This is a genomic window from Thermogutta terrifontis (assembly GCF_002277955.1).
Classification (GTDB): Bacteria; Planctomycetota; Planctomycetia; order Pirellulales; family Thermoguttaceae; genus Thermogutta; species Thermogutta terrifontis.
Window position 1 is genome coordinate 3128104 of the sequence record NZ_CP018477.1, and the last position, 23926, is coordinate 3152029.

The following is a 23926-nucleotide window of genomic DNA, read 5'->3' on the forward strand; positions in this document are numbered from 1 at the left end:
TTCGAACTCGTTTTATCGCTCGGCGGCGGAGAGGCTGGGCCAACGCTCGGCACTGTGAATGAGGCGGAGTTGATTGGTCGCTACGAACACGTTCTCGTGCTGGAGCTTCACCGTGAAACCGAGTTCGGTTCCCATCTGCTCCAGATCCGCCTGGAGAAGCCGAATATCCCATTTGGTGGGGATCTCGATCTGGCCAATCAAAACGAACTCGTCGCCGGAGCGATCGCCGTAAAGATCGACTATGTTGATGTCTTTGCTTGCCAAGTACTGGCTGAACCGCCGGACAATTCCCGGCTGGTCCTGACCGAACGCCGTGATCACGAAACGATCGCAGGGGACCTTTTCGGAATAGTTTTCCACAGGAGCGGCCCGCCGGGCGAGGACCTGGAGGTTCCAGGCACCACCGGCTTTCCGAACGTGTTCAGCGAGCGCATCTGGATCGATGGGGCGGGGCAGACTGATGATCATGATCAGGGTGAAATAGCCGCCCAGGACTGTTTGGCTGCACGCGTCGATATTGGCTCCCAGCTCCTCCACCGCGGCGCTCACGGTGGCCACAATGCCGGGATGATCGTCGGACATTACATCAAGCACGTAGGCGTGTTCATATCGGCTGATCATAGACGTGATTTTTCCCTCCCGTCATTCTGCTTGTGGGCAACACCCCTTTCCAACGGGCATCTGAACGGAAGACACTCACCCGAATTCTCCGAGGTGCCAGCGGTGAGACACGGCACGATGTGACGAGGAGTCGTCACGACCAAGGCTGGCCTCGTTTTGAACTTACCTATCCCCAACGGGATCGCGGCAAAATGGCATCAGCGTTTATTGTAATCAGGGGATCGCTGCTGAAGGTAGATAACGGTTGGGGCCTTGGAGGGGCAGAGGGGCATGGTTATTAGCCCAGCAAATGCGAAATGGGCCATCCCCCATTGAGAAATGGCCGGGGCAAACAGGTCGCTCCGACAGACGGAAGAGCATTTCTGTCGGGCCCGCCTGGGGCCTGTCTCGCTAACCTCGACCTGAACATCGACATCGAAATCCCCATTCTCACGATTGTCCTGGGTTGCCTGCTCTTGCTGGTGCAGATTCTTGAGCTGCCGCTTCCGGAAGTTCTCAGGCCAGAGGAGAAGAATCAATCGGAGTAACCTTCAGACTCTCTGGTTTTAATAGTGGGAAAACCCCACCACCGAATTGGCCATGGCGCTGTTGCTGGAATGGGCATTTCGCATTCAGTCGGCGTATGCCGGCCGAAGTTGAGCGAAGGAATCCGCCAATCGGGTCACCTGGTCTTTGAGATTTTCCGACTGCTGGAGTGCCGCTTGACTGTAGGCCTGATACGTGGTCGGTGGACTCTCGCCATACCGTTTGAGTGTGTTGACCGTCCGCATGAGGGACTCCAGAAGTTTCACGCGGTTCTGGTCCACATGCGGGCTCTGTTTCAATGCATTGAGACGTTGATCCAGGTTCTTGGTGCAGAAAGCGAGAATCTCTCTGGCTTCGCTGGCATCGAGGGCCGATCGGATTTTGCGGGCTTGGTCCTCGGGCATCAGTTCAACCAATTTGACCTTGCCGGCAGCCAACCTTGGGACCCCCCGCATCCGCACAACTTGCTCTTGGGCACGCACTTCATCCGGAACATTTGCAGCGAACTTGAGGAGATACAGGACACCCGCCACGGCCAGGTTCTCAAATATAGCCCGTTCCGCGTGGAGGTCAGCGGCTCGACCAGTAGGCTGCTGCAATTCTTTCTCGGCCTCTTCGATGGCTTTGACAAGAGCATTCCCCGGAATGGAAAACGCCATGCCTCGCCGAATCACTCCGGGCATGATTTTCGCAAAGCTCTGGTCCAGATTGCGAAGGGCCTGCCCCAGCTCGCGCTCGCCCTCCTCCGTGGCCTTCATGGCAATGACACCCACGACCTCACCCTGCCAGTTGAACAGCGGTGCCCCACTGCTTCCAGGATTGACGTTGGCGGTAATCTGGTAGAAATCGTAACCCTTCTTATGGACACGGGCTGCAACCTGACCCGCTACCATGGCATTACGCAAGATCAGTTCCGTGTTTCCCAAAGACGGATTGCTGATGATCGCCACTTTATCTCCCGGTCGCAATTCGGTGACGAACGCAATCGGAATGGGTTTTTGAGGACAATCGACGTAAAGGATCGCCAAATCCCTTGCCGGATCCTCATAGAGTAGCTTCTGGACTCGATAACGTCCCTCCTGTGCCCCGGCGAATGTGATCTCAAGGTCTTCGACAAATGCGCCCTCGATGACATGGGAATTGGTTACGATCAATTTCTCCTTGGCGACGAACCCTGTGCCGGAAGCGAGGGGAAACTCGATCAAACCGACCGAATCTTTCCACTGGGTGACCTCTTCGGGTGGCTGTTCGTCAAAGTGCGTGATCGGCGGACCTGGCAATTCCGACCTTGGACGCACGCCCGCTGTCTCCGGTGGTGACGGTGTCTCTTCCGGTTGGGTCTGAGGTGGCGATGATGGAGGTGGCCCTGCCGACAACCACGGAGGAGACCCGAAGGGGCGAGATGGCCTCCCCATTCCCGGACCACCGGGCCGCGCTCGAGCGAAATCGGGGCGGTATCTCGCGCCAATGGGGCCAGGCAACAGTTCAACACGATCAATGACAAAAACCGTCTCCGCACGGTAAACGCTCAAAGCAATCCTGCGTGGCGGGATGTGAGACCAGAACCGTTGATCCAGGCTCAAACGAGACGCATCACCCTGCCATTGAATGATCAGTTCTTGCGATGCGCGTACGTGGACGTAGTCGGGGGCAGAAGCGAACTCCAGCGTGACCGGTGCATCCCCCTGGAAGATTCGCCCAAAATAAGTCGTTTCGTTATGATCAGCCGTTGCTCCCGACACCAGGGAAAGCCCGCTAACGAGCCGCCCATATCCCTCGAGGACGACCATCGTTTGAGAGTTCCCCACCGGGAGCGTGACATTCAGAGACTCGCGGCCCTGAACACGTCGTGCCACGATAACCAGCCTGAACTCCTGAGGTGGGTCAAAAGGAAAAACCAGCGTTGTCCGTGCTTGACCAGGCGAACGCAAGGACTTGCCTTCTCGTACCCAGTTACCCAACATACAGTGAACTGTTGGATCAACGAGTGCCAGCAAATCTTGTGGTGGCCCATAAACAGGGGCGGGCGAGGACACCTGTTCCATCCGTGGATTTTCTGCCTCTGAAACGGGCGGACCACCAGTTGTCTGTGGCGGCACGTTTGTTTGACCGGAGGAAGCCGGTTGTGGGGCTGCCGTGGAGAGGGCTTGGGGAACCCCACCACCACCGGCCAATTCCGCACTCGGTTCCGCACTCGGTGCTTGCGGAACTTGTTGAGCGCCAACTGGCATTGCCGGGGCTGCCTGTTGCATCTGAGACCTGCTGGCGACGGTATCCCCCTGATCTGCTTGTGCGTTCGCAGCGTCTTGGGCCGACGGGGACGATTCCTGCGAAGATGTCCGAGTCGGTGGCGAGACCCGAAACGAGGAAGGCGACGCCGGACATCCGACCGCGAAAACAAGCAACGCGAGTGCGACAAGGCATTCCCAGCGGCACACTGATGTGCTATTCGCCATGGCACATCCTCCGTTTCGCCAAGACTAGCGGAACGCTACCCGTTTTGGACGGTATTGTACAACCCCGGTATCGGCACGTCATCCAGCACGTGCCCTGCCCCATCCCCACTTTCTGTAAGGACCTGTGAGGGGCCAAAGGCTCAATGTGTTGGAGGGGCAATTCATGAATTGCCCCTACCCCCTCGGAGGGACGTGCTTGTCACGTCCGCCGCTTGACGTTTGATCATCCATCCTCTATCACCGGGCACGACAAGCGTGCCCCTCCGGAAAAAATCTCGGAGGGACCCGCTTGTCGGGTCCGTGTTTTAACGTTGCGTATTCCGTTTTGCACGAGTGGGCACGACAGGCGTGGTCCTCCGAAGCGCCCCTCGGAGGGACCTGCTTGTCAGGTCCGTGTTTTAACGTTGCGTATTCCGTTTTGCACGAGTGGGCACGACAGGCGTGCCCCTCCGAAGCGCCCCTCGGAGGGACCTGCTCGTCAGGCTCATCTGCCCGAAGGGCGAAAACGCCATCCGCGGTATCAGATTATCACAACGCGCGAACGTTTTCGACCGGGGAAACCTCGTGTAAAATAACAAAGGGAGGGAAAACAGGGTTCTGGTTCTGCGTGATTCGATCCGGGTTTCTGGAGAATCAGAGAGTGAACGACTACGACAACGCGATGCCGGCCATCGAAACCACAACGTCTTTGGAGCGGGCACTTCTGGCGGCACGGACAGCCGAGGAACATCGTGGGCAGGACATTGTCATCCTCGACATGCGGGAGCTGACCACGTTTTTTGATTTCTTCGTGATCGTTTCGGGAACCAGTCGCCGTCAGCTCCACGCCATGAGTGAACACATCGACGAAGCCCTCACCCAGCAAGGGGCTCGGCGGCTTGGGATGGAGGGGTTTGGGGAAAGTCGATGGATCCTGCTGGACTACGGAGACGTGGTTGTCCATCTCTTCGACCCGGAAACCCGCCGCTATTACGCCCTCGAAGATCTCTGGTCGCATGCCCGTCAGATCCCCTTCTCCCCCGGGGGTGACGGTTCCGCGAGAATGGCGTCCGTGTGAGGACGCTCTGGCTTCCCGTTCTTCGCCTCAGGCCAGGTAAGACCTGGCATCGGAAAATTGTGTTGATGGAGGCCTCATTTGGTGCCAAAGGAAGCTGCACGATGAACATTCTGGAGGAACTGCGAGTCCGTTTTCGTCCCATTCTCGCTCAGTTGACGTCCGATCCGGAGTCCTACCTCAAGCTGCTCCGCCCTACCCAGGATGAGCGATTAGGTGATTACCAGGCCGACCTGGCGATGCCATTAGCTAAGGCGCTTCGGAGAAAGCCACGGGAGATAGCGGAAGAGATTGTGGCAGCGCTGGATGTGGCCGACATGGCCCACCCACCCGAGATCGCCGGGCCAGGATTTATCAACTTTCGACTCCGTGACGAATACCTGGAAAAGTGTTTGCAGGCCCTTCTCGAGGATCCCCGTCTGGGTGTGCCGCCGGTGGAAAAGGTGGAAACCATCATCATCGACTATTCCGCGCCCAACGTGGCCAAGCCAATGCATGTCGGCCATATCCGCTCCACGGTGATCGGCGATGCGATCTACAGGACGCTGCGTTTCGTCGGTCATCGCGTGATCAGCGATAACCACATCGGCGATTGGGGCACCCAGTTCGGCATGATCATTTACGGTTATCGCCATTTTCTTGACGAAGACGCCTACAAGAAAAACCCCACGGCGGAACTTGCCCGACTGTATCGCTTGGTGCGGCAACTCATTGATTATCAGGAAGCAGTACAAAAAATTGCGGAGCTGGAGGGGCGTTTGCAGGCAAAAGAGCAGGAACTCGCCGGGGTGAGCTCGAATCAGACCTCTGCGGCGGCCACCAAGATGGAAGATAAAAAACGTCGCGAACTCCAGGAGGAAATTGAGGAACTGCGAGAAGAGCTGGAAGAATTGCGCCGCAAACGCGCCGCCGTCGAGGACAATCCCACGCTTTACGAGTGGGCGAAAGCCCATCCCAACATCGAGCAGGACGTCCTTCAGGAAACCGCGAAGCTGCACGCGGGGGACGAAGAAAACCTCCGGTTATGGCGAGAGTTTCTACCCCACAGCCTGGACGAAATGAACCGCATTTACCGGCGATTGGGTATCCGCTTCGATTACACGCTGGGAGAGAGTTTCTATCACGATCGGCTCGGGCCACTGGTGGAAGAACTTGTTCAAAAGGGGCTCGCTCGGGAGAGCGAAGGGGCGATTTGCATCTTCTTCCCCGATATTGACACACCCATGATCATCCGCAAACAGGACGGAGCCTTCCTGTATGCCACGACGGATCTGGCGACCCTCCGCTATCGCATGGAAACCTGGAATCCAGACGCCATCCTCTATGTCGTGGATTTCCGACAGAGCCTCCATTTTCGCCAGCTTTTTGCTGCCGCTCGCATGATGGGATATGACCGGGTTAAGCTCGTTCATGTGAGTTTCGGCACCGTGCTGGGCGAGGATGGACGACCTTTCAAAACCCGTGAAGGCGACGTAGTTGGGCTGGAATCCCTGCTCGACGAAGCAGTCCGCCGAGCTTACCAGATCGTTTGCGCCAATGACGATGCCAAACCCACAGGGCCGGAATTGTCCGAGGAAGAGCGGCGTCGCATCGCGGAAGTCGTCGGGATCGGCGCCCTGAAGTACGCGGACCTCTCCCAAAACCGCACCAGTGACTACGTGTTCAGCTACGACAAGATGCTGGCCATGACCGGAAACACGGGAACTTACATGCAGTACGCCTATGCCCGGATTCAAAACATCTTCGCGAAAGGCGGGGTAGATGTGACCACGCTTCGCAAACTGGACGGCCCCATCCACCTGAAACACCCTGCCGAGCGAGCCCTAGGGCGCGAGATTCTCCGTTTTCCCGAAGCCATCCAATTGGTGCTCGAGGATTACCGTCCCAATCAGTTGACGGGCTATCTTTTCTCGCTGGCTAACCGCTTTTCCACCTTTTACGAGTCCTGTCCCGTCCTTCAGGCCGCAGACAGTGAAGAACGGCAAAGCCGGTTGCTTCTCTGTGACCTTACGGCACGGGTCATCCGCCAAGGGCTGGAACTTCTGGGAATCGAGGTGGTTAACCGTATGTAGCTGTCGGGTTATTCCTCGCCCGGGATTATTTTAGACGGCAGTTTGGCGTGGAGGCTGGTGCGCGGTTCGGGCAGGAAGATACTCATGGCTCCGGCCAGGGAAATCACCACAATGGCGGCATGGAGCAGTCTTTCGAATCCCCACAGTTCGATGATCCAGCCCCAGAGGGGAGATGCCAGAAGGGGAAGCGTGATGGCCACCTGAAGTCCTGCCGTAGCCACTGCATGCTCCTGGGCTGGGACCAACTCCAGCGCGTAATTGACGGCCAGACGCGGCGTAAGAGTAGTGAATGCCAGAGTGAGAAACGTGAACCAGATTCCGCTTTCCACCCAGTTTCGGGGAAGGTGGAGCATCGCCAGGCACCAGGCCGGTGTCATGGCCGAACAAAACACGAGGAGGGCGAACGTCAGGCGATTTCCGAATCGATCGGCCAGCCAGCCCACAAGGATGCTGAACACGCCGACGCTCGCGCTCTGGGCGATGACCCAGAGGTATTGCTGGTCGGCGGAAATGTGGAGGCGCTCTCGGGCGAATGCCTGGTAGTGCGGGACCAGCGCGAGAGAAAAGCTGTACACCATACCGACAAGCCAGAGACCTCTCAATCCGGGCCGAGTCCGAAATGACCTGATGAACGGTTCCCAAAAGCTGACGGTGGTCACCTCGTGCCCGGTTTCGTTCCTGACTGGTTCACGTAAAAGCAGGCACAGAACTCCCGAAAAAATGAACAGGCAGGCGCTGGCCGCGAAAATGATATCGTAATGGGGAAAATTTCCCGACAACCAGGACCGCAGTAATAAGAATCCCACGAGGACTGCTGGAATCGTTCCCCAGAACGTGGAATAGCTCATCAGTCGGCCGCGGTAATCCGGGCGGATGAGTTTTCCCTGGACAGTATTGAACGCGACCTGGTACAGGCCGTAGATGCCGGAAAAAAGAAAATAAACCGCAAGGAATGTCACGGCGGCGTTGCGGCGACCGATCTCCCCATGTCCCAAGGCCAGAACGGCCATCAGTCCGAGCGGAATAGCGAGCAACGCGGAAAAGATAACGAGTGTGAACCGCTTGGTGGGAACGTGGTCCATCAACCTGGCAAGGAAGATGGGGAAGACGCCCTGGCCCGCGCGATTGAGAATCGGCAAGAATCCCCGGTAAACGCCCGCCCCGGGACCGACGAGAAAATCCAGAAATCCGGGAAGGACGACGCTCTCGGTTTTGAATGTCCACCCCACGCGAAAAATGATTTGATGAAAAATGAGTAACCAGAGATTTGCCCTGTGCGAAGCAGGATCGGGCGCGCACTGGGTGCGGGGGCGAGAATCCCTTTCCTGACAACCCTTTCTGCTCGCATCCAAAGGGGGAATGTCCTGCATGAGTGCGATAGCCCACCGCGAAAGCCGGGCAACGTTCACAATCTGACTGTACGCCCTTTGATTTTACGCCAAAGTGTTCAGCGGCAGGAAATCGAAGCACATACTCGCAAATTTTTACGGGGTTGACAGCTTTTCGGAGGATTTCCGAAAGTGAGGGCTCATATTGTCTGCTATTGCTTTTGGAGCAACAATTCCAGATAGCTTCTCCGTTCAATTGTTCGTAGGCCCAGTTTTGCTGCCAGGCGGGTAAGGGCTTCCCGGGCAACCGCCATTTTCTCGTGTTCGCACACGATCTCCAGTTCCACGAACGCTCCCAGATCCACCACTTCGTCGAGGGAAATCTCAACGGTCCATCCTTCCCAACCCAGGCGGAATCTTTTCCGCCGCTTGGCGACCTGGCGAACCGGCTGAAATCCCAGGCGTTCCAGCAGGGTTTTCCATCTTTCCCATGCTTCGCGACCATCCGTCAGGGGCAGCTCGATTTCGTCTCGCGTTTTGGACACCGTGTCGATTTTGGGGCCTTTGTACGTTATCCAGTTGCGATCACCAATTCGACGGATTCGAAGGGCTTCGTCCGTTTGTGAAAAATCACGTGCCGGATGGGCGAAGTACAGATCCACTTCTTCCCGGATTCCCTCCGGGACGGCGCCAAGTCCGGCGAGTTGTTTTTCCACGGTGGGAAGATCGACCTCTCTGAACTTGAATTCCACTTCAAGCGTTGAACTCATATCGGTCAGCCATATTCTCCAGGGCTTATCAGGCCGAAATGACCGCGGTTAATCCTACGACCGGTGTGCCAGGACCGGCGCGGGCAAGTGTTCAGTCCCTGATAGGTGAGGTAGGATCAAGAAAAAGCCAGTTGATTTGGCACAAAAACTGAATGCATGATACCAGAACCAGAACAGGGCCGAAAGTTATAGTGATGATCGCAGAGGCGGCAGTGCGTGCGGAGCGGGCTTCGGCGGCCCAGGCACACTGACCGATGCACCGCCTCTGCCATAGCCTCGCACGGGTGACCTCGGAAAAGGCCACAATGAACGCCGCAAGTAAACCGGTCGGCATCGATCTGGGAACCTGGAAGATCTGCGCGGCCTCCCTGGACGCCACCGGCCACTCGGAGATGGTTCGCGATGAGAGGGGCGATACGTTCTTGCCCAACGCCGTTCGCTTCACAGAGACGGACATCATCGTGGGCAGGGAAGCCAGGAGCGTCATGTTTCTCTATCGTGACGAGGTGGCCTACTGGATGAAGCGGGAGCTGGGGACGGCCCTCTACAGCCGACCGATCCGTGGCCAGAAACTCCCGCCCGAGGTAGTCCAGGCCTGCGTGTTGCGACGATTTCGGGAAGTACTGCAACGGCAGATACCGGGAGAGTCACGGTGCGTTTTCGCGGTGCCAGGGCACTTTGATCAGTGGCGTCAGCGCGCGGTGATCGACGCGGGTGAGATCGCAGGCTTGAATGGATTGGGGGTCGTGCCAGACCACGTCGCTGCCGTTTTGGCGTTCCTGGAGGCGACGGGCGAAAGTATCGAGCGAGCCGGTTCCCGTCAGCGTATGTTCTTTGTTTTCGACCTTGGAGGTGGGGCCTGCCAGATGGCCACTCTCGTTCTCCACGAAGGAGTGTGCCGGACTCTTTCTTATGAAGTGAATCCGCAGCTTTCCGGATACGATTTTGACCTACGATTGGGGGAACTGGTTGCGGAACGGATGCTCGCCGACGGGTTTTCTGATCCCCGGGGCAATCCCGTTTTGTGGAACAAGCTCTATGCGGCAGTGGTGGAAGCCAAGCATAATCTGAGTGCCCGGGAACGGACGTACCTGGAGGTGGAACTCGAGGCCACCCGTTTTGAAATGGTCATCAGCCGCCAGGAATTCGAGAGCCAGTGCGCTGATCTGACTGCTTCTCTGCAGCGCAAGCTCACCCGTCATCTGCAGCGAGTGTCATCCGAACCGGGTCGGTCGATGGTGCCGGTTGTGACGGGTGGGGGGGGCCGCATGCCGGTGATTCAGCGAGTTTTAGGTGACGTCTTCGGGCGGAGTATCCACTTCACAGTCAACCCGGAAGAAGCAGTCGCCCGGGGAGCCGCCCTCTATGGCGCCCTGCGTTTGGAAATCCCGTGCTCTCTGTCCAAGCCTTCCGCCCGTGCGAGGTCTCCAAAAGAAAAGTTTGCTCAGTTGAATATCGAGAGCGTTCTCCCCTTCACGCTCTTTCTGGTCCCCGATTGGGATCCGGAAGCGGAAAAAATCGTCATCGCAGGCGAGGGCACGGCTCTTCCGGCTCAAACCGTACATCAGCTCGTCATTCCCCATCCGGTGAGCGATGCGCTCAGTCTCTCCCTGTGGAGAGAGGTTGCTTCTCGCGGCGAAAAGATGGGCGAGTTACTGATCAAAGGGCCTCCGCAACCGACAAGTCCTTTGACTATTCAGCTCGAAGTGACCTGTAAGGAAACCGGGGAGTTGGCGTGGACCGCCCGACGGCCTGGCACGACGGAAAAATTGGAGGTCGTGTTTATTCCGGCGTCAGGTTTGGAGCGGGAAACCGTCACCCAGTGGCGGGAAACACTTGGCTCGGCGAAGTCGTGGGCTCATGTTTCCGACGGGTTGGCCAGGACGCGAACTTCGGCGGATCGGCAGCCGGAGGAAAGCGCATCAGGCTCAGGTCTTACAGGCCAGGCGGAAGCCAGCGCTTCGGCAGCCGATTCACGCCCGATGGCGACGCCGCCATCCCGACCACGTCACCCGCGATTGGCCGCGGCTCAGGCACAGGGCCGATGGACGCCCCTGGAAATCGCGCCGCCACCCGCCGTTATCCCGGAACATACTCCTTCTTCCGAGTTTCCCGAGGTTGAGAATGCGACGGCCAAGTTACCGGTGCAGAAAGGAACGGAAAGCGTGCCGGAAACCTTTCCTGCACCAATATCCGAGCCTGGTCCACTGATTCGACGGAATGTCGCTCGCGTCACGCGGGAAGATCTCCTTCAAGGCCAGCCGGAGGCACTTGCCGATTCAATAAAGCCGATCAACGTTTTGCACGGGCGACGCAGGGAAATTTCGCCAGTGGAAGGGGCGGGAACCCGACCGCCCCACGAACAGGGCAGTCCAGATCTGGGGATCTCTCCACCGGGTTCGGCAGGCGTGCGATCACGGGCAGCTGGCGATCGTGTTCGAGTGGGGTTTGGGATCACACTTCCGCGTGTCTTTGTCGGTATTATCGGATTTGTTGTCTCGGGACTGCTCGGGCTGGCAATCGGGTACTGGCTGGTCAGCAAATTGTTTCCCGAAAGCTGGATCCTTCGGCCATGGTAAATGTTGTCGCCTCTTCCAAAAAAACGCTTCCCAATTTGGGAAGCGCGAGGATGCTGAAAGGTCGAAGGATGTAAAGCTGCCTGTCAGGCGATTGTTTTGGTCACCAGAACGACGTCCTGATCGGCCTTTTCATTGAACTCAAAGCCACGGTTACGGAAAGTGGCCAGCATCCGTGCGTTATCCTTGGATGTTTCGGCCACGACTTTCTTGATGCCCCACCGCTTGGCCACCTCCAGGCAGTAGTCGGTGAGCAAACCGCCCAGACCTCGCCCGTGCCAGCGATCGGCTACCAGGACCGCGTATTCCGCAACTTCGTGGTTGGCATCGGCGACGAGTCGCCCCACCCCGATCAGTTTCCGCTGGCCATCCTCTTCCACTTCCGCCACGATGGCCATTTCCCGGTCATAGTCAATGAAGCAATATCGGGCGGCCATCTCGTGCGTGGTCTGTTTGAACAGATAGCTGAAGCGGAACCAGATCGATTGCGTGGAGCAGCTCGCCAGGAGTTCGTGCCACATCGGTTCGTCTTCCGGCTTGATCGGCCGGAGGATGACGCGCGTCCCGTCCTTGAGTTTTCGCTCGGTGACAAATTCCTCCGGATAAGGCCGAATTGCAAGATGGGCATACGGCCGGACGCCGTGAGCCAGGATATCGCGATCAACGACGACACGGGCGTCGAGGGCGATGACATCTTCCGGTGTGACAAGAAGCGGGTTGACGTCCAGCTCCTTGATTTCTGGATAGTCTGCCACCAGGTAGGAAAACCGCATAAGCACTTCAATGAGCTTATCGATGTTGACGCCCGGCCGACCACGATAACCGCGGAGCAATGGCCACGACTTGAGGGATTCCAGCGCCCGCCGGGCAAGCGTTTCATTAAGCGGCGGAAGGGCAAGGGCGTAGTCGCGGAACACCTCGGCCGCCACACCACCCATTCCCACCATGATCACCGATCCGAACACGGGATCCCGCTTCGTTCCGATGATCAGCTCGAAACTGTTCGGGTAACTCACCATTTGCTGGACGGTGCAGCCGAGGATCTGCGCATCCGGCCGCTTTTCCTGGGCACGCCGCACCAGCTTTTCGAAGCCCTCGCGAACGGCCTGTTCGTTGGCGATATTGAGAAGCACACCGCCCACGTCGGTCTTGTGGGTGATCTGCGGCGAGTGAATTTTCATTACGACCGGGAAGCCAATTCGCTTGGCAATTTCCACGGCCTGATCCGCCGTGCGAGCGAGGTAGGGCTTGGTGACGGGAATCCCATAGGCTTCCAGGAAGGCCTTGGACACGCTTTCCGTCAGGATTTCCGCACCCTCGGTCAGCAGGCTTTCGAAAACGCCGCGGAGTCGCTGGCGATCAAAGGAGAATGACACCGGGATGTCGCGAGGCGTTTCGTGGAGCAGCGAAAGATTCCGCGCGTAGGATACCAAATGCATGAACGCGCGAACCGCCTTTTCGGGAGTTGTGTAGCAGGGGATGTTGTTTTCACTGAGAATCTGCATCCCCTCGGCGACAGTTCGTCCACCCATCCATGCGCCGAGAATCGGCTTTTTGTGTTTCTTTGCGATTTCCGCCACCGCCCGGGCCGTGCCAGTGGAGTCCGTCATTGCCTGAGGGGTAAGGATGACGAACACCGCATCCACGTTGGGATCGGCGGCCACCACATCGATCGCCTTGGCGTAGCGTTCGGGCGGTGCGTCTCCCAGCACATCCACCGGGTTATTGTGCGACCAGAATGGCGGCAGAAACTCGTTGAGCTTCTGCATGGTTTCTTCGGAAAGTTCCGCCAGATGACCACCCAGCGCAATGAGGGCATCGGTCGTCATGACGCCCGGACCGCCGGCATTCGTGACAATGGCGACGCGGTCACCCTTGGGCGGTTGCTGCCGGGCGAGAAGCTCGGCACAGTCGAACATGTCTTCGATCTGAAAGATCCGCTCGATGCCCGCCCGTTGGAACGCCGCCTCATACACCGCATCGACACCCGCCATTGCCCCGGTGTGCGAGGCCGCTGCCGCCGCTGATTCCGCAAATCGGCCCGATTTGAAGGCCACAATTGGCTTCGTGCGGGCGAATGCCCGGGCTGCCGACATGAATTCCCGGGCTTCCGTGATGGACTCGATGTAAAGAATGATGGACTGGGTTTCTGTCTGGGAACCAAAGTAGTCGATCAGATCGGCAATTGTCACGTCGATCATATTGCCGACCGACACAAAATAGGAAAATCCAATTCCCTGATCGATGGCCCAGTCCAGCACCGAGGTGCACAGCGCGCCCGATTGGGAGATGAACCCGATATGTCCCTTAGGCGGAGTCGCTGCGGCGAAACTCGCGTTTAGGGAAATGCCGGGGACAATGATCCCCAAACAGTTCGGCCCGATAATCCTCATGCCAGGGAATTTGGCCTGTTCTTCCAGCACCTGGTTTTCCAGTTTGCGGCCTTCTTCCCCAATTTCCCGGAAACCGGCGGAGATGATGACGATCCCCTTTGTGCCGGCCATCCCTAATTCGCGGATGAGCCCGGGCACGGTTTTCGCCGGCGTGCAAATGACGGCCAGATCTGGCGGATTGGGCAAACTCGCTACATCTTTATAAGCATGAATCCCCTGGACGGCCTCCCGCTTGGGATTAACCGGGTAAACCACCCCGCGGAACCCCGATCCCACTAGATTCCGCAGCACCGTGTAACCGACGCTGGTGGGGGTATCGCTGGCACCGATGACCGCCACGCGATGCGGATTGAAGATCTTATGCAGGTTTTCGATACTCACGGTCAGCTCCTACCATGTCTCCCAGAACCCTGTCCCCGTCCTCGCGGAGACGACTGTCTCTTCATACCGGAAGCGTTCCAAAAAGACCAAACGCCCTCCCCTCGTAGTTCAAGATAGCCAATTTAAGAATTCGGCGAAAGTAGCACAAAATGTAAGTGGTGCCGAAACCTTGCGTAATTCGCTGAACAATCCGCTTTTCGCGGCCGGTTCGTTTGTGTCAATGGATGCGGGTATGTCACCCCATACGCGAATACCCGACAACGCCCTTGTAATTGTACGCCGAGCTTTGGCGAATAGTTTTTTCCTGTTTTCGCTATTTTTTGCTAACACATGGGCGTAGGCAGATGGGCTTCGATCATCCATGAAGAGGCTTAAAGCAGGGCACCACCGCGGCGTTGCCTCCACGATTTGATCAGCCTTGGCGGAGGGCTTTTTATACGCCTGTCCAAATCTTTGGTAATGGACCACGCCGCGTTTGCGCGAGAGTCGGCCGCAGCAAAAACAGCGTTAAAGAAACCATGCCCCCCTGATTTTTGACTGAGGCAAGATTTTTGCAAGAAATAAAACTTTCGCAGAATACGAGTTCCAATCCTCGCCGGTAGGCCGTCCGATCGCCGAGTTGCGACTTTTTCCCTTGACAGACTTTCATTCATAACCTAGGGTTGTCATGACGCCTTGAGTGAGGTTTCGCCAGATTCGGGTGTTGGCCGGCCGTGGGCAACCTTGAGAAGCATCTCTTCTAAGAGGAACGCTGACGCCAGGATCGAAAGAGATACGGCAGGCCACTGATTTGCCAGGAGCGGCTTCTTCTGAAGTGACCCAGGTAACCCGGGTTATTCCACCAGGGAGAAAGTGCCGTCTCAGGGAGCGTAAACACGCAAAATCGGGTGGCAGAATTGTCGGGCACCGGCGCATCGTGGACCGGTCCCCATACGGATGGATGTGCAATTGACGGGACACGGATGGCCCTGATGCCGGGGCACGCCCGGGACGATGCCCGGTTTTCCCAAGCTCAATCATCGGCTTACTGGGAGGAGATCGAGTGATGAGCCTCGCTGATGTCACATCACCAGCCAGTTACTGGCAACCTTTGTGGTCGGAATCATCGGGCGGGTCGGTGCAGGCCGCTGTCCGGCGCGTCCTTGCCACGATTTATCCCGAACCCTATGAAAATGAGCGGCGACAGTCACCGCGATTTCCGTTCCCTTATCTCGTGCAACTCCAACCTATGAGTTCCGACGGTAGCTCTCGGCAGGGCGCCTCGCTGGTTGTGGTTGGGAAGCATTTATCGGAGACTGGGATTGGCTTCTATCACCCGCGGCCGTTACCCAGCCGAATTGCCTGCGTGACGCTGGAAAACGCAGGGCAGCGGGCGTCGCTCCTTCTGGAACTCCTCTGGACGCAATTCACTCAGCATGGTTGGTACGAGAGCGGCGGCCGATTCTTGCGGGTCCTGGAGTCCTGCTGATCAGACTCTCGATGTAACCCCCTGAACACAAGCATACCGACCATCCGGCCAATGATTTCTCGGAATATTTTCGCCCCGCAATCAAGGTTGTACCGAAATCGAGGAGGCCGGTGACGTTGGGGCGGCAAGGCCGGCAAAGTTGGCGAGAAGTTTGAGGCCCAGGGCCTGGCTTTTCTCAGGGTGAAATTGGGTGGCAAAGACATTATCCTGCCGGACCATGGAGCAGAATCGGATTTTGTACTCGGTGGTCCCGGCAACGACTTCGGCGTCCAGCGGAACGACGTAATACGAGTGCACAAAGTAGAAGTAACTTTCGTCCGGGATGCCCGTCATCAGTGGATTGGGGCATTCCTGTCGCACCTGATTCCAGCCCATGTGCGGGACGCTCCATCCGTGCGGCAATTCAAAACGAACAACCTCGCCCCGCAACAGTCCGAAACCGGGAATTGGACCGTTCTCGTAACTTTTTTCGAAAAGGAGCTGAAGTCCCAGGCAGATTCCCAGAAAGGGACGCCCAGATTCGATGAAGCGGAGGATCGGCTTGACGAGTTCCCGCCGTTTTAACTCCGCCATCGCATCGCCGAAGGCCCCCACGCCGGGAAGAACAAGCCGCTCGGCATTCATCACCCGATTTGGATCATCAGTGACCTCCGCGCGGAGTCCCAGCCTTTCGAACGCCTTTTGGACGCTCCTCAGATTCCCCATTCCATAATCGACGATCGTGACACTGCCAGGTTCGAATTGGGGTGCCGTCATAGGACTCCGCCAGTTTCACCAAGCCTGACGAAAACCACCTCACAAATCAGTTGATTCCAGGTGCGCGATCATTTCCAAAAACCGTCTCATGGAAGGACACCGCTTTTCTTTATTGGGTTCAATGCAGGCATGGATGGCCGCCGCCAGGTCGGGATGGATCTGTGGCCGATAACGTCGAATATCCGCTGGCGGCTTATCATGCGCCATGGCCGCCATGCCGGTTGTGCCCCGCTCCCATGGGAGTTCGAATGTGAGCAGCTCGTACATGCTCACTCCGAACGAGAAAACATCCAGACGTTGATCGGTGGGGTAACGCCGCACCAACTCAGGCGCCATGTAGTTGGGTGTTCCGCTGCGGTTTCCCGGCGCCATGAACGGCGGTGTGGCTGGTACGCTCAGACCGAAGTCGGTCAGTTTGAGAATGCTGAAGTCCCGATTGAACATGAGGTTGCGGGGACAGATATCGCGGTGAATGAAGCCGGCTTCATGAACGACGGCCACGGCTTCTGCCACCTGTCGGATATACGGCAAGAGAGGCCGTTGGAACAAAAACGGACTTTTCGCCACGAGATGGCCATTCAAACCGCCGCCCTCAAGATACTCCATGACCAGATAGGGTTCGTCATTCGTTGTCCACCCGTATTCGTAGGTCATCACGATGTAGGGGTGGACGAAGAGTGTGGCGATTTCGCCTTCGCTGGGTTTATTGAGGCCTTTAAAGCGGGCTTCGTACGCGGCTGTTTTTTGGGGATCGCAAATTTTCAGGCCTACGATTTCGCCCCGTTCGCGGTCCATCGCCACATAGAACTTGGACATCGTTCCCGCCACGCCTTCTCGGAGGATTTTGAATCGGGCGGCAATATCGACCTTCTTCCGGGGCTTGATGCCTTTGGAAGAGCGTCCGAATAAGGATTGAAGGAGCTTAAGTACCATGTTTGATCCGTCACTGATCTTCCCAGAAGCCCCCTCGCGAACTGCTGGCCCCAATCACCCTTATGGCTAGTTTAAATGGCTCCTACCGCTCGGGCAAGAAAGCTCCGAACTGAGTCAGCCCCACTTTTCTCCTGCTGGAAAAGGGGGCGGACCTCGACGACACCTTGATCAGGAGCGAGATTCAGTCCGATGACACCCGCTTTCGGAGGGACGTACCTGCCACGTGCGCTTTGCAGCGTTGGATCATGGATTGCCTCTCCGCGGGCACGACGAACGTGCCCCTCCGAGGCATTTGTCGGAGGGACGTGCTTGTCACGTCCGCTTTGCAACCTTCCGATTATCCCTTTGACCGACCGGATTCTAACTCTTCGGTTCAGTCACCGGTTGGAACGGTCGGGGCAATTCATGAATTGCCCCGACCGGCTGGTATCGCGGTCGAGGGCGCGACGGGGCTCATAGCAGTTGACTGAATTAACCACCATTCAAACAGGGGACCCGACAGGCCCGTGCTGCCAGGAGATGCGCGGAAGGGCGCGCTCTTCCTGCCCGTTCACACTTTCGATCTCGGGTTGAGCTCACTCGGCATTCCGTGGTGTCGGCCTGATCGTCGCCGACCATTCCGCGATGACGTCCCCCGCGTGGAAATCACGGGGTCCCGAAAGGTGGTTGAGAATGAGCCGATCGGTGGCGCGGCCTCGCTCGGGCTGAGTGGCGCCAACGTAGAGCACATCCCTCGGTGGAAAGAGTTCGATTTCCATCATGTGATCGATTCCCACATGATCGGTCTGGGGCGCTTCCCACCGGACACTGGAATGGGCGGGGATCGTTTTCGAGACACTGCCTAGCCGGATTTCCCGCTTTCCCTGTTCGAAAATCCATCGCTGATTGTTTAAAACGCCTATCAATCCCGTGGCCATTTCCTGGATCGTGCAGTCCCGCTGGACGACGAGTTTTTCAGCGATGCACACCTGGCCTGAAGCGTCTCCGTTAATGGTCCATTCGGCGATGACATTATCCCCATGGCTGATGTGGAGAATTCCTTGAAACGATTCTTTCTTCTCGGAAAACTCCGCGCGAAGAAGCTTTACGGGGAGCGGTCGCGTGTTGCCCGATAGCTTTATCGATCCCACCAGACTTTGTTGATCTGGGGAAATAAGGCGGTCGCGCTGGTTAGGGGTGAATGTTCCCATGATCACCGAGCCGTAGCTTATGGCAGTGATCAGGCGAGGTGTTCGGTAAAGAAAGATCTTCCCGAAACGGAGATGCTTTGCCCCCAGTCGCGGTTGATAAGTCCCGATCGCTGCGGGATCGGCGAAATGGAGGTGGAGCCATGCTCGGGCGAGGGCCTCGGCGATATCCGTTTGCGTGGAAGGGAAAAAGAATTCGGAGGGGTCGTAGATAGCTCCCTCCGGCGATCTGGCCTGCATCTTCTCGATAACACCAACGGTCTGGGTAGCAAGGTCCCACGCTTCACCATCTCGCCCGTAAACAAACATCAGGACATGGGCAGAAAGCCACGCAGGTTGCCGAAAGATCGTCCAATCCTGTCCGCTCGGATACACGAATCCCATATCGGGAAGGATGAACCACTTTAGGTTTTCGTAAATTCCTCTCACATTCCACAGAACGGATTGAGGTTCGCGCCGGCCGGTCATCCGAAAATCCGTCACGCAACCCAGTGATAGCGTGAAAGTGGACATGTAATCCGGATGGACAAATCCATGATTTTCGAGGGTGAAGTCATCGAAGATATTGGCCCCTGTGAATTGTTCCGCCACCGGTCGACCGTCCACCTCATCGGTCGTATTTTGATCGGCTGGACGGAGAAACGCCGACAGCGTCCAGCGCTGGAACTGCGACATCCACTGGTCGGCCTGGGGATCGTGGGGCATTAGCAGCCAGGCGACAGACAAAATCTGTGCGTTCCAGGCGTTTTCTTCGGCTTTGGTATCGCCGCGAAGCTGAGCTGGTGGCTGGCTGTGGGCGATGCGTTCTGCCTCATGCCGCACGACTCGCCGGACAGCGGACCGCAGATCTTCCGGCAGGTCATTCCAGATGAACCAGGCCCCTCTCCCCAGCATTTGCGCCCAGTGGGCCGACTGCCAGGCGTCTCCCCACTTTCGCCCGTCGCCGGTTGGTCGGCTTCCCGTCACATGTGTTTCGGTCAGATAACGGATCATGGGGACGATGATGTCCCCTAGAAGCGTCGCGCGCGACATTCCAACGAGTTTTTCGTCGTAAGGTCCAAACCGATAAAGAAAACAGAACGCCTCCACCGCCCCCGTGTTAGGACGGATCCAATGTTCCGCGCTCCGGCTTTCGGTAAGCAGTTTGTACCGCGGATCACCGTTCCACGGTTTTACCAAACCCAACAGATAGTGCGATTGCTTTTCCAGAATCACATACAGTCTGTCGGCGAGATTGGCCAATTGCGGGCTGGGAAACTCCGGCAACATGAGCGGGGCCACAGCAGGCTCTTCGCTGAATGTTGGCTGTTCCAGTGCTGTGCACGCGAGAAACCCAATCACCAAGGTGAAAAGAGCATGAGTCAACCCTTGGCGGCTCCTGAAAGTTTTCATTTGCTGACTCCTGTGGTCTGGTTTCGCAGTTCGGAGTGTCGGCCAGTTTTTCAGATGGCGACACATCTTGATGGTGCAGCCCTATTGTGCCGATTGCGGTTAGGTCTCACAAGCCGTTGCGCGCCTGACCCAGCCCTGCTTTTCTGCTGCCGACGGGGACGCGAACCTTCACAGGGGGCCGCCTGGGAGTGGGATTCAACCCGGAGGCACCTGCTTTCGGAGGGACGTGCTTGATAAGTGCACTTTGCAGCGTTGGATCATGGATTGCCTCTCCGCGGGCACGACGAACGTGCCCCTCCGAGGCATTTGTGGCAGGGACGTGCTTGTCACGTCCGCTGTGCAACGTTGCGATCATCATCTTTGACCGACCGGATTCCGACTCTCCGGTTCAGTTACCGGTTGGAATGGTTGGGGCGATTGATGAATTGCCCCTGCAACACCTCGTGCCCGTTGTGTGTCTTGGGCTTTTGCAATCGCGAGGATACGTCAGCAGTACGACGACTTGACCTACTTGATACACTGAGTAGATTGCTCAACAAATCTAGAATCTGGCTCCGCAAACCGGGAGCGCTCAGAAAAACCCGTCAGGTGATTCGCTGTTTCTGTTGGAAGGAGGATGTCTGATGTCTGATGTCGTGATCACGGTTCGACCGAACGGTCCTTATCTTGTCCAGGGGAAGGTGCGCGTTGTGGATGCGGATGGACGAGAATTCCCGACTGATCCTTCCCGGCCGATTGCTCTCTGCCGGTGTGCACACTCAAAACAGCGCCCATTCTGCGACGGATCGCACAAGACGTGCGGATTCCAAGCGGATGACCGGGCTCCCGCAGGTGGCGGGTAATTGGCAGCTCGCCAGATTTTTTGCCGAGGTTTGCCACGGCGGGGGTGAGGTGCGGCTCCCGCCGTTTTGGTTTCTTGTCTAAACGGTTGAAGTGATTTTTCGGATGTTGCCGGCTCCAGTCGGCGGTTCTTCCGTCTTTTCAGGGCAGCCGGCGGAGTTGGAAGTGCCCAAAAGCTTTTCGCAGGCGCCAAGGTTGACTAAACTAAAAAGGACGCCCGGGAGGTCAGTCTCGGGGGTTATGGGCCAGCGAGTGGAATCAATGGGCATTGGGAGATCAGGCAATCCGCACCATCCGTGTCGTGTCGTCCGCATCCTTGCGCAGCAGCATTGATCGTCGGGATTGCTGGAAAGTACGTGACAATGGGGTGCCTCACCCGATGAGGGAGAGGAGGGATCGCGAATCATGAGTTCCTGGATGTTTGGTGTCATTACTCACAAGCCGGCGGACCTGGCCCTTTCGCTCCATGAGGGTTCGCCGACAGGCAGTGGCGGTTTATCGCCGGCTTTGGCTTGGGGAGTAGGTTGGTACGAGGGGGCCCGGCCCAAAATCACCAAGCAGGTCCAGGCTTCGGCTGCGCGGCCCAGCAACGCCGCCCGGTTTGCTCCCGGGACTTCCCGAATCTACGTGCTTTTCCTGGATGCCGGTGTTTCCGGGGATGAGGACGAGCGGAATCTCTCACCGTTTCATTATCGGAACTGGTTGTTTGCGCAGCAGGGGCATCTCAATCGAGAAGAACTTTTTCGGCTGCTTGATCCTCCGCACGCGGAGTCTCTGGACGGGGAAAGCGGGGGTGAGGTCTTTTTTCACTGGATAGTTCAGAACATCAAGAAAACAAGGGACCTTGTGCCCAGCCTGCTTGATTCGCTTCGCCAGGTCGGGGATGATGGCGTGGCCTTCCTGCTGAGCAACGGCCGATGGCTTTTCGCTTACCAGAACGGTCATCCCCTTTATTATTTGGAGAGACGCTTTTCAACCAGTGAGCACTCCTTTCATTACCACGTCTCGGAGCTGGAAGCCGACATCAACAGTTCTACCTTGGCTACAGAAAGCGCCATTCTGATTTCGTCGAAGAAGCTCAGTGGTGAACCCTGGTGTGAAATCCCCGAAAGTCACCTGCTGGCGGTAACGCCCCGACTCGACGTCATTCTTGTGGATCTTGCGGAACGAGCCACGGAAACGGCATGAGACTTCCATGGCCTCTGCACCGAGCAGATTGGACATTTGTGGGGAGAGACGGTTTATCCGTTGCTCTTGGGCGTCCCCCGGCGATAGGCACGATAGATGGAGTATCCGCCAGATAGATTGCGTGCTCGGAAGCCCTTCTGGTTCAGGATGCGGACACCATAGTAGGAACGCTGGCCGCCAGCGCAGTGGACCCAAATCTCGCGATCCCGGGGCAGTTCGTGGAGGCGGCCGCGGAGTTCTCCCAGCGGTATGTTGACCGCACCCGGCAGGGCTCCCGCGGCGAACTCTCCGGGAGTCCGCACATCGAGAATGAACGGACGCCGCTCCTCGGGAAAACGGTCCAGCTCATCCCAGTGGGCGGGCGCCACATCGCCTCGAAGAATATTTCCTGCCACAAATCCCGCTATATTGACCGGATCTCTCGCACTGCCTACTTGCGGTGCATAGCAGAGCTCCGCTTCTTCCAGATCGTACACGGTGCCGCCTTTCTGGATCATCGCCGCGATGACGTCGATGCGTTTGTCAACGCCTTCGCTTCCTACCGCCTGGGCTCCCAGCACGCGTCCATCGCGGGGATCGAAGAGCAGTTTGATGGTCATCGGCTTGGCGCCCGGATAATAGGTGGCATGGCTGGCGGAGTGGGTGAAACTTTTTTGATAGGGGATTCCAGCCCGTTGAGCAGCCTTTTCGGTGAGCCCCGTCTTGGCAATGTCCACACCGAACACCCGAACAAAGGCGGTTCCCAACGCCCCCGGGAAACGGCTGGGACGGCCGCAAATGTTGTCAGCGGCCACTCGCGCCTGTCGAGAAGCAGGCCCCGCCAACGGCACCCAGGTCGGCTGACCAGTGACCAGGTCCTTCACTTCGACCGCGTCTCCCACCGCCCAGATCGTTGGGTCGCTGGTTTGCATGTGCTCGTTGACGCGAATGCCGCCTAGGGGGCCAATTTCCAGACCGGCCTCCTGGGCCAGGGTTACGTCCGGACGAACGCCAACGCTCAGAATCACCGCCCCACAGTCGATTTTTTCTCCCCCTGCTGTCACCAGAAGCTGGGAACCGTCCGCCTCAATGGCCTGGAGGGGGTGCCCAAGCAGCAGACGAACGTCGTGGGCGGCCAGTTTGTCGTAGATGGGCACGACCATTTCCGGATCGAAGCCGGGGAGAATCTGCGGCGCGGCTTCCACGACGGTGACAGTGATGTTGCGATTGGCGAGATTTTCCACCATCTCCAGGCCGATGTAGCCCGCTCCCACGACAACCGCCCGGGTGACATGTCTGTCCTGAAGCCAGCGATAAATGCGCTCTGCGTCCTCAAGCAGCCGGAGTGTGAAGACCCCGGGCAGATCAACGCCGGGAACATCGGGGACAATGGGCTTGGCTCCCGGTGCCAGAACCAGGGCATCGTAAGGCCGGGTGAAGCGGGCTCCCGTTTGGCGGTTGCGGACTTCGACGAGGCGATTTTCGCGGTCGATGCGGGTGACTTCGTGATTGACCCGAACCTCCACGTTGAAATAGTCTCTGAAGCGTTCAGGCGACGCGACGAGTAATCTTTCGCGAGGGGAGATAACCCCCCCAATGTAGTACGGCAGGCCGCAATTCGCGAAGGACACAAAGCCGCCGCGTTCGAACACATAAATCTCAGCGTTTTCGTCCAATCGTCGCAATCGGGCAGCGCAGGAGGCCCCGCCCGCCACTCCGCCCACGATCACCACGCGCCTGGAGATCATTGTTAGCTCCTCTTTGAACGCCGTCTCGAAGTTTGGATGGTGGTTTCCGCCAGAAAAGGGGGAAACGCCAATTTTTTCTAGCAGATTTCCATTTAGTGCTTATTTCGATTGTAGATTGTTGTGGATGGTCTGTCACGGAAGGTGGCAAAAATACCGCAGAGATACCAGAAAAAGGGGCATGCGGAATTTTAAAAGCACGCCGTGGAAATCGCAGGTGGATTAAGCTATATAGAGAAAGCGAGCCTTGTGGTCCGTTGAC

Annotated in this window: 16 protein-coding genes; 7 read left to right on the top strand and 9 right to left on the bottom strand. The window is 57.5% G+C overall.

The genetic code is table 11. The features are described from left to right. Positions 1-12: 12 nt before the first annotated feature. Positions 13-621, bottom strand: a complete 609-nt coding sequence (locus THTE_RS11670; RefSeq protein WP_095415605.1) for a glycine cleavage system transcriptional repressor — start codon at positions 619-621, stop codon at positions 13-15. Positions 622-917: 296 nt separating this feature from the next. On the opposite strand from THTE_RS11670, the gene THTE_RS11675 reads away from it, so the two are divergent. Then, a complete protein-coding gene (locus THTE_RS11675) occupies positions 918-1148 on the top strand; it encodes a hypothetical protein (RefSeq protein WP_095415606.1) in 231 nt (76 codons plus the stop codon). A gap of 84 nt (positions 1149-1232) precedes the next feature. On the opposite strand, the gene THTE_RS11680 is transcribed toward THTE_RS11675, so the two are convergent. Further along, entirely contained in the window at positions 1233-3398 is a 2166-nt protein-coding gene (locus tag THTE_RS11680) for a S1 family peptidase (protein WP_157732046.1), read from the bottom strand. Between the two features lie 844 nt (positions 3399-4242). On the opposite strand from THTE_RS11680, the gene rsfS reads away from it, so the two are divergent. Continuing rightward, entirely contained in the window at positions 4243-4659 is a 417-nt protein-coding gene (gene rsfS / locus THTE_RS11685; protein WP_237260127.1) for a ribosome silencing factor, read from the top strand. Positions 4660-4760: 101 nt separating this feature from the next. Continuing rightward, positions 4761-6728, top strand: coding sequence for an arginine--tRNA ligase (gene argS, locus THTE_RS11690; RefSeq protein ID WP_095415608.1), 1968 nt, complete (start codon positions 4761-4763; stop codon positions 6726-6728). Between the two features lie 8 nt (positions 6729-6736). On the opposite strand, the gene THTE_RS11695 is transcribed toward argS, so the two are convergent. After that, positions 6737-8098 (bottom strand): MFS transporter, encoded by a 1362-nt coding sequence (locus THTE_RS11695; protein WP_095415609.1) that lies wholly within the window; start codon positions 8096-8098, stop codon positions 6737-6739. Positions 8099-8268: 170 nt separating this feature from the next. Continuing rightward, the gene (cyaB, locus tag THTE_RS11700) at positions 8269-8826 is read right to left on the bottom strand and encodes a class IV adenylate cyclase (protein WP_095415610.1); all 558 of its coding nucleotides are present in this window, start codon (positions 8824-8826) and stop codon (positions 8269-8271) included. 305 nt (positions 8827-9131) lie between these two features. Here cyaB and THTE_RS11705 point away from each other — a divergent pair, with 305 nt between their 5' ends. After that, positions 9132-11405, top strand: coding sequence for an Hsp70 family protein (locus tag THTE_RS11705; RefSeq protein ID WP_168175846.1), 2274 nt, complete (start codon positions 9132-9134; stop codon positions 11403-11405). A gap of 83 nt (positions 11406-11488) precedes the next feature. Here THTE_RS11705 and acs read toward each other — a convergent pair whose 3' ends face one another. After that, positions 11489-14176, bottom strand: coding sequence for an acetate--CoA ligase alpha subunit (acs, locus tag THTE_RS11710; protein WP_095415612.1), 2688 nt, complete (start codon positions 14174-14176; stop codon positions 11489-11491). 1045 nt (positions 14177-15221) lie between these two features. Between acs and THTE_RS11715 the strand changes: the two genes are divergently transcribed. Then, positions 15222-15644, top strand: a complete 423-nt coding sequence (locus THTE_RS11715) for a hypothetical protein (protein WP_095415613.1) — start codon at positions 15222-15224, stop codon at positions 15642-15644. Positions 15645-15725: 81 nt separating this feature from the next. Here THTE_RS11715 and hisH read toward each other — a convergent pair whose 3' ends face one another. The 3 genes from hisH to THTE_RS11730 form a co-directional block, all read right to left on the bottom strand. Beyond that, positions 15726-16400: an imidazole glycerol phosphate synthase subunit HisH gene (hisH, locus tag THTE_RS11720; RefSeq protein WP_095415614.1), complete on the bottom strand. Its 675-nt coding sequence runs from the start codon at positions 16398-16400 to the stop codon at positions 15726-15728. A gap of 39 nt (positions 16401-16439) precedes the next feature. Further along, positions 16440-17333, bottom strand: a complete 894-nt coding sequence (locus THTE_RS11725; protein WP_095415615.1) for a serine/threonine protein kinase — start codon at positions 17331-17333, stop codon at positions 16440-16442. A gap of 575 nt (positions 17334-17908) precedes the next feature. Next, positions 17909-19912, bottom strand: a complete 2004-nt coding sequence (locus THTE_RS11730; protein ID WP_095415616.1) for a hypothetical protein — start codon at positions 19910-19912, stop codon at positions 17909-17911. 623 nt (positions 19913-20535) lie between these two features. Here THTE_RS11730 and THTE_RS11735 point away from each other — a divergent pair. After that, a complete protein-coding gene (locus THTE_RS11735) occupies positions 20536-20754 on the top strand; it encodes a CDGSH iron-sulfur domain-containing protein (protein ID WP_095415617.1) in 219 nt (72 codons plus the stop codon). 403 nt (positions 20755-21157) lie between these two features. After that, a complete protein-coding gene (locus tag THTE_RS11745) occupies positions 21158-21940 on the top strand; it encodes a class II glutamine amidotransferase (protein WP_095415619.1) in 783 nt (260 codons plus the stop codon). Between the two features lie 53 nt (positions 21941-21993). Here THTE_RS11745 and THTE_RS11750 read toward each other — a convergent pair whose 3' ends face one another. Further along, positions 21994-23667 (bottom strand): FAD-dependent oxidoreductase, encoded by a 1674-nt coding sequence (locus THTE_RS11750; protein ID WP_095415620.1) that lies wholly within the window; start codon positions 23665-23667, stop codon positions 21994-21996. Positions 23668-23926: the final 259 nt, after the last annotated feature.

Bases quoted from the DNA above. Each gene is read 5' to 3' on its own strand.
- THTE_RS11670 (WP_095415605.1), bottom strand. From the start codon at position 621: ATGATCAGCCGATATGAACACGCCTACGTGCTTGATGTAATGTCCGAC.
- THTE_RS11675 (WP_095415606.1), top strand. From the start codon at position 918: ATGGGCCATCCCCCATTGAGAAATGGCCGGGGCAAACAGGTCGCTCCG.
- THTE_RS11680 (WP_157732046.1), bottom strand. From the start codon at position 3,398: ATGCAACAGGCAGCCCCGGCAATGCCAGTTGGCGCTCAACAAGTTCCG.
- argS (WP_095415608.1), top strand. From the start codon at position 4,761: ATGAACATTCTGGAGGAACTGCGAGTCCGTTTTCGTCCCATTCTCGCT.
- THTE_RS11695 (WP_095415609.1), bottom strand. From the start codon at position 8,098: ATGCAGGACATTCCCCCTTTGGATGCGAGCAGAAAGGGTTGTCAGGAA.
- cyaB (WP_095415610.1), bottom strand. From the start codon at position 8,826: ATGAGTTCAACGCTTGAAGTGGAATTCAAGTTCAGAGAGGTCGATCTT.
- THTE_RS11705 (WP_168175846.1), top strand. From the start codon at position 9,132: ATGAACGCCGCAAGTAAACCGGTCGGCATCGATCTGGGAACCTGGAAG.
- THTE_RS11715 (WP_095415613.1), top strand. From the start codon at position 15,222: ATGAGCCTCGCTGATGTCACATCACCAGCCAGTTACTGGCAACCTTTG.
- hisH (WP_095415614.1), bottom strand. From the start codon at position 16,400: ATGACGGCACCCCAATTCGAACCTGGCAGTGTCACGATCGTCGATTAT.
- THTE_RS11725 (WP_095415615.1), bottom strand. From the start codon at position 17,333: ATGGTACTTAAGCTCCTTCAATCCTTATTCGGACGCTCTTCCAAAGGC.
- THTE_RS11730 (WP_095415616.1), bottom strand. From the start codon at position 19,912: ATGAAAACTTTCAGGAGCCGCCAAGGGTTGACTCATGCTCTTTTCACC.
- THTE_RS11735 (WP_095415617.1), top strand. From the start codon at position 20,536: ATGTCTGATGTCGTGATCACGGTTCGACCGAACGGTCCTTATCTTGTC.
- THTE_RS11745 (WP_095415619.1), top strand. From the start codon at position 21,158: ATGAGTTCCTGGATGTTTGGTGTCATTACTCACAAGCCGGCGGACCTG.
- THTE_RS11750 (WP_095415620.1), bottom strand. From the start codon at position 23,667: ATGATCTCCAGGCGCGTGGTGATCGTGGGCGGAGTGGCGGGCGGGGCC.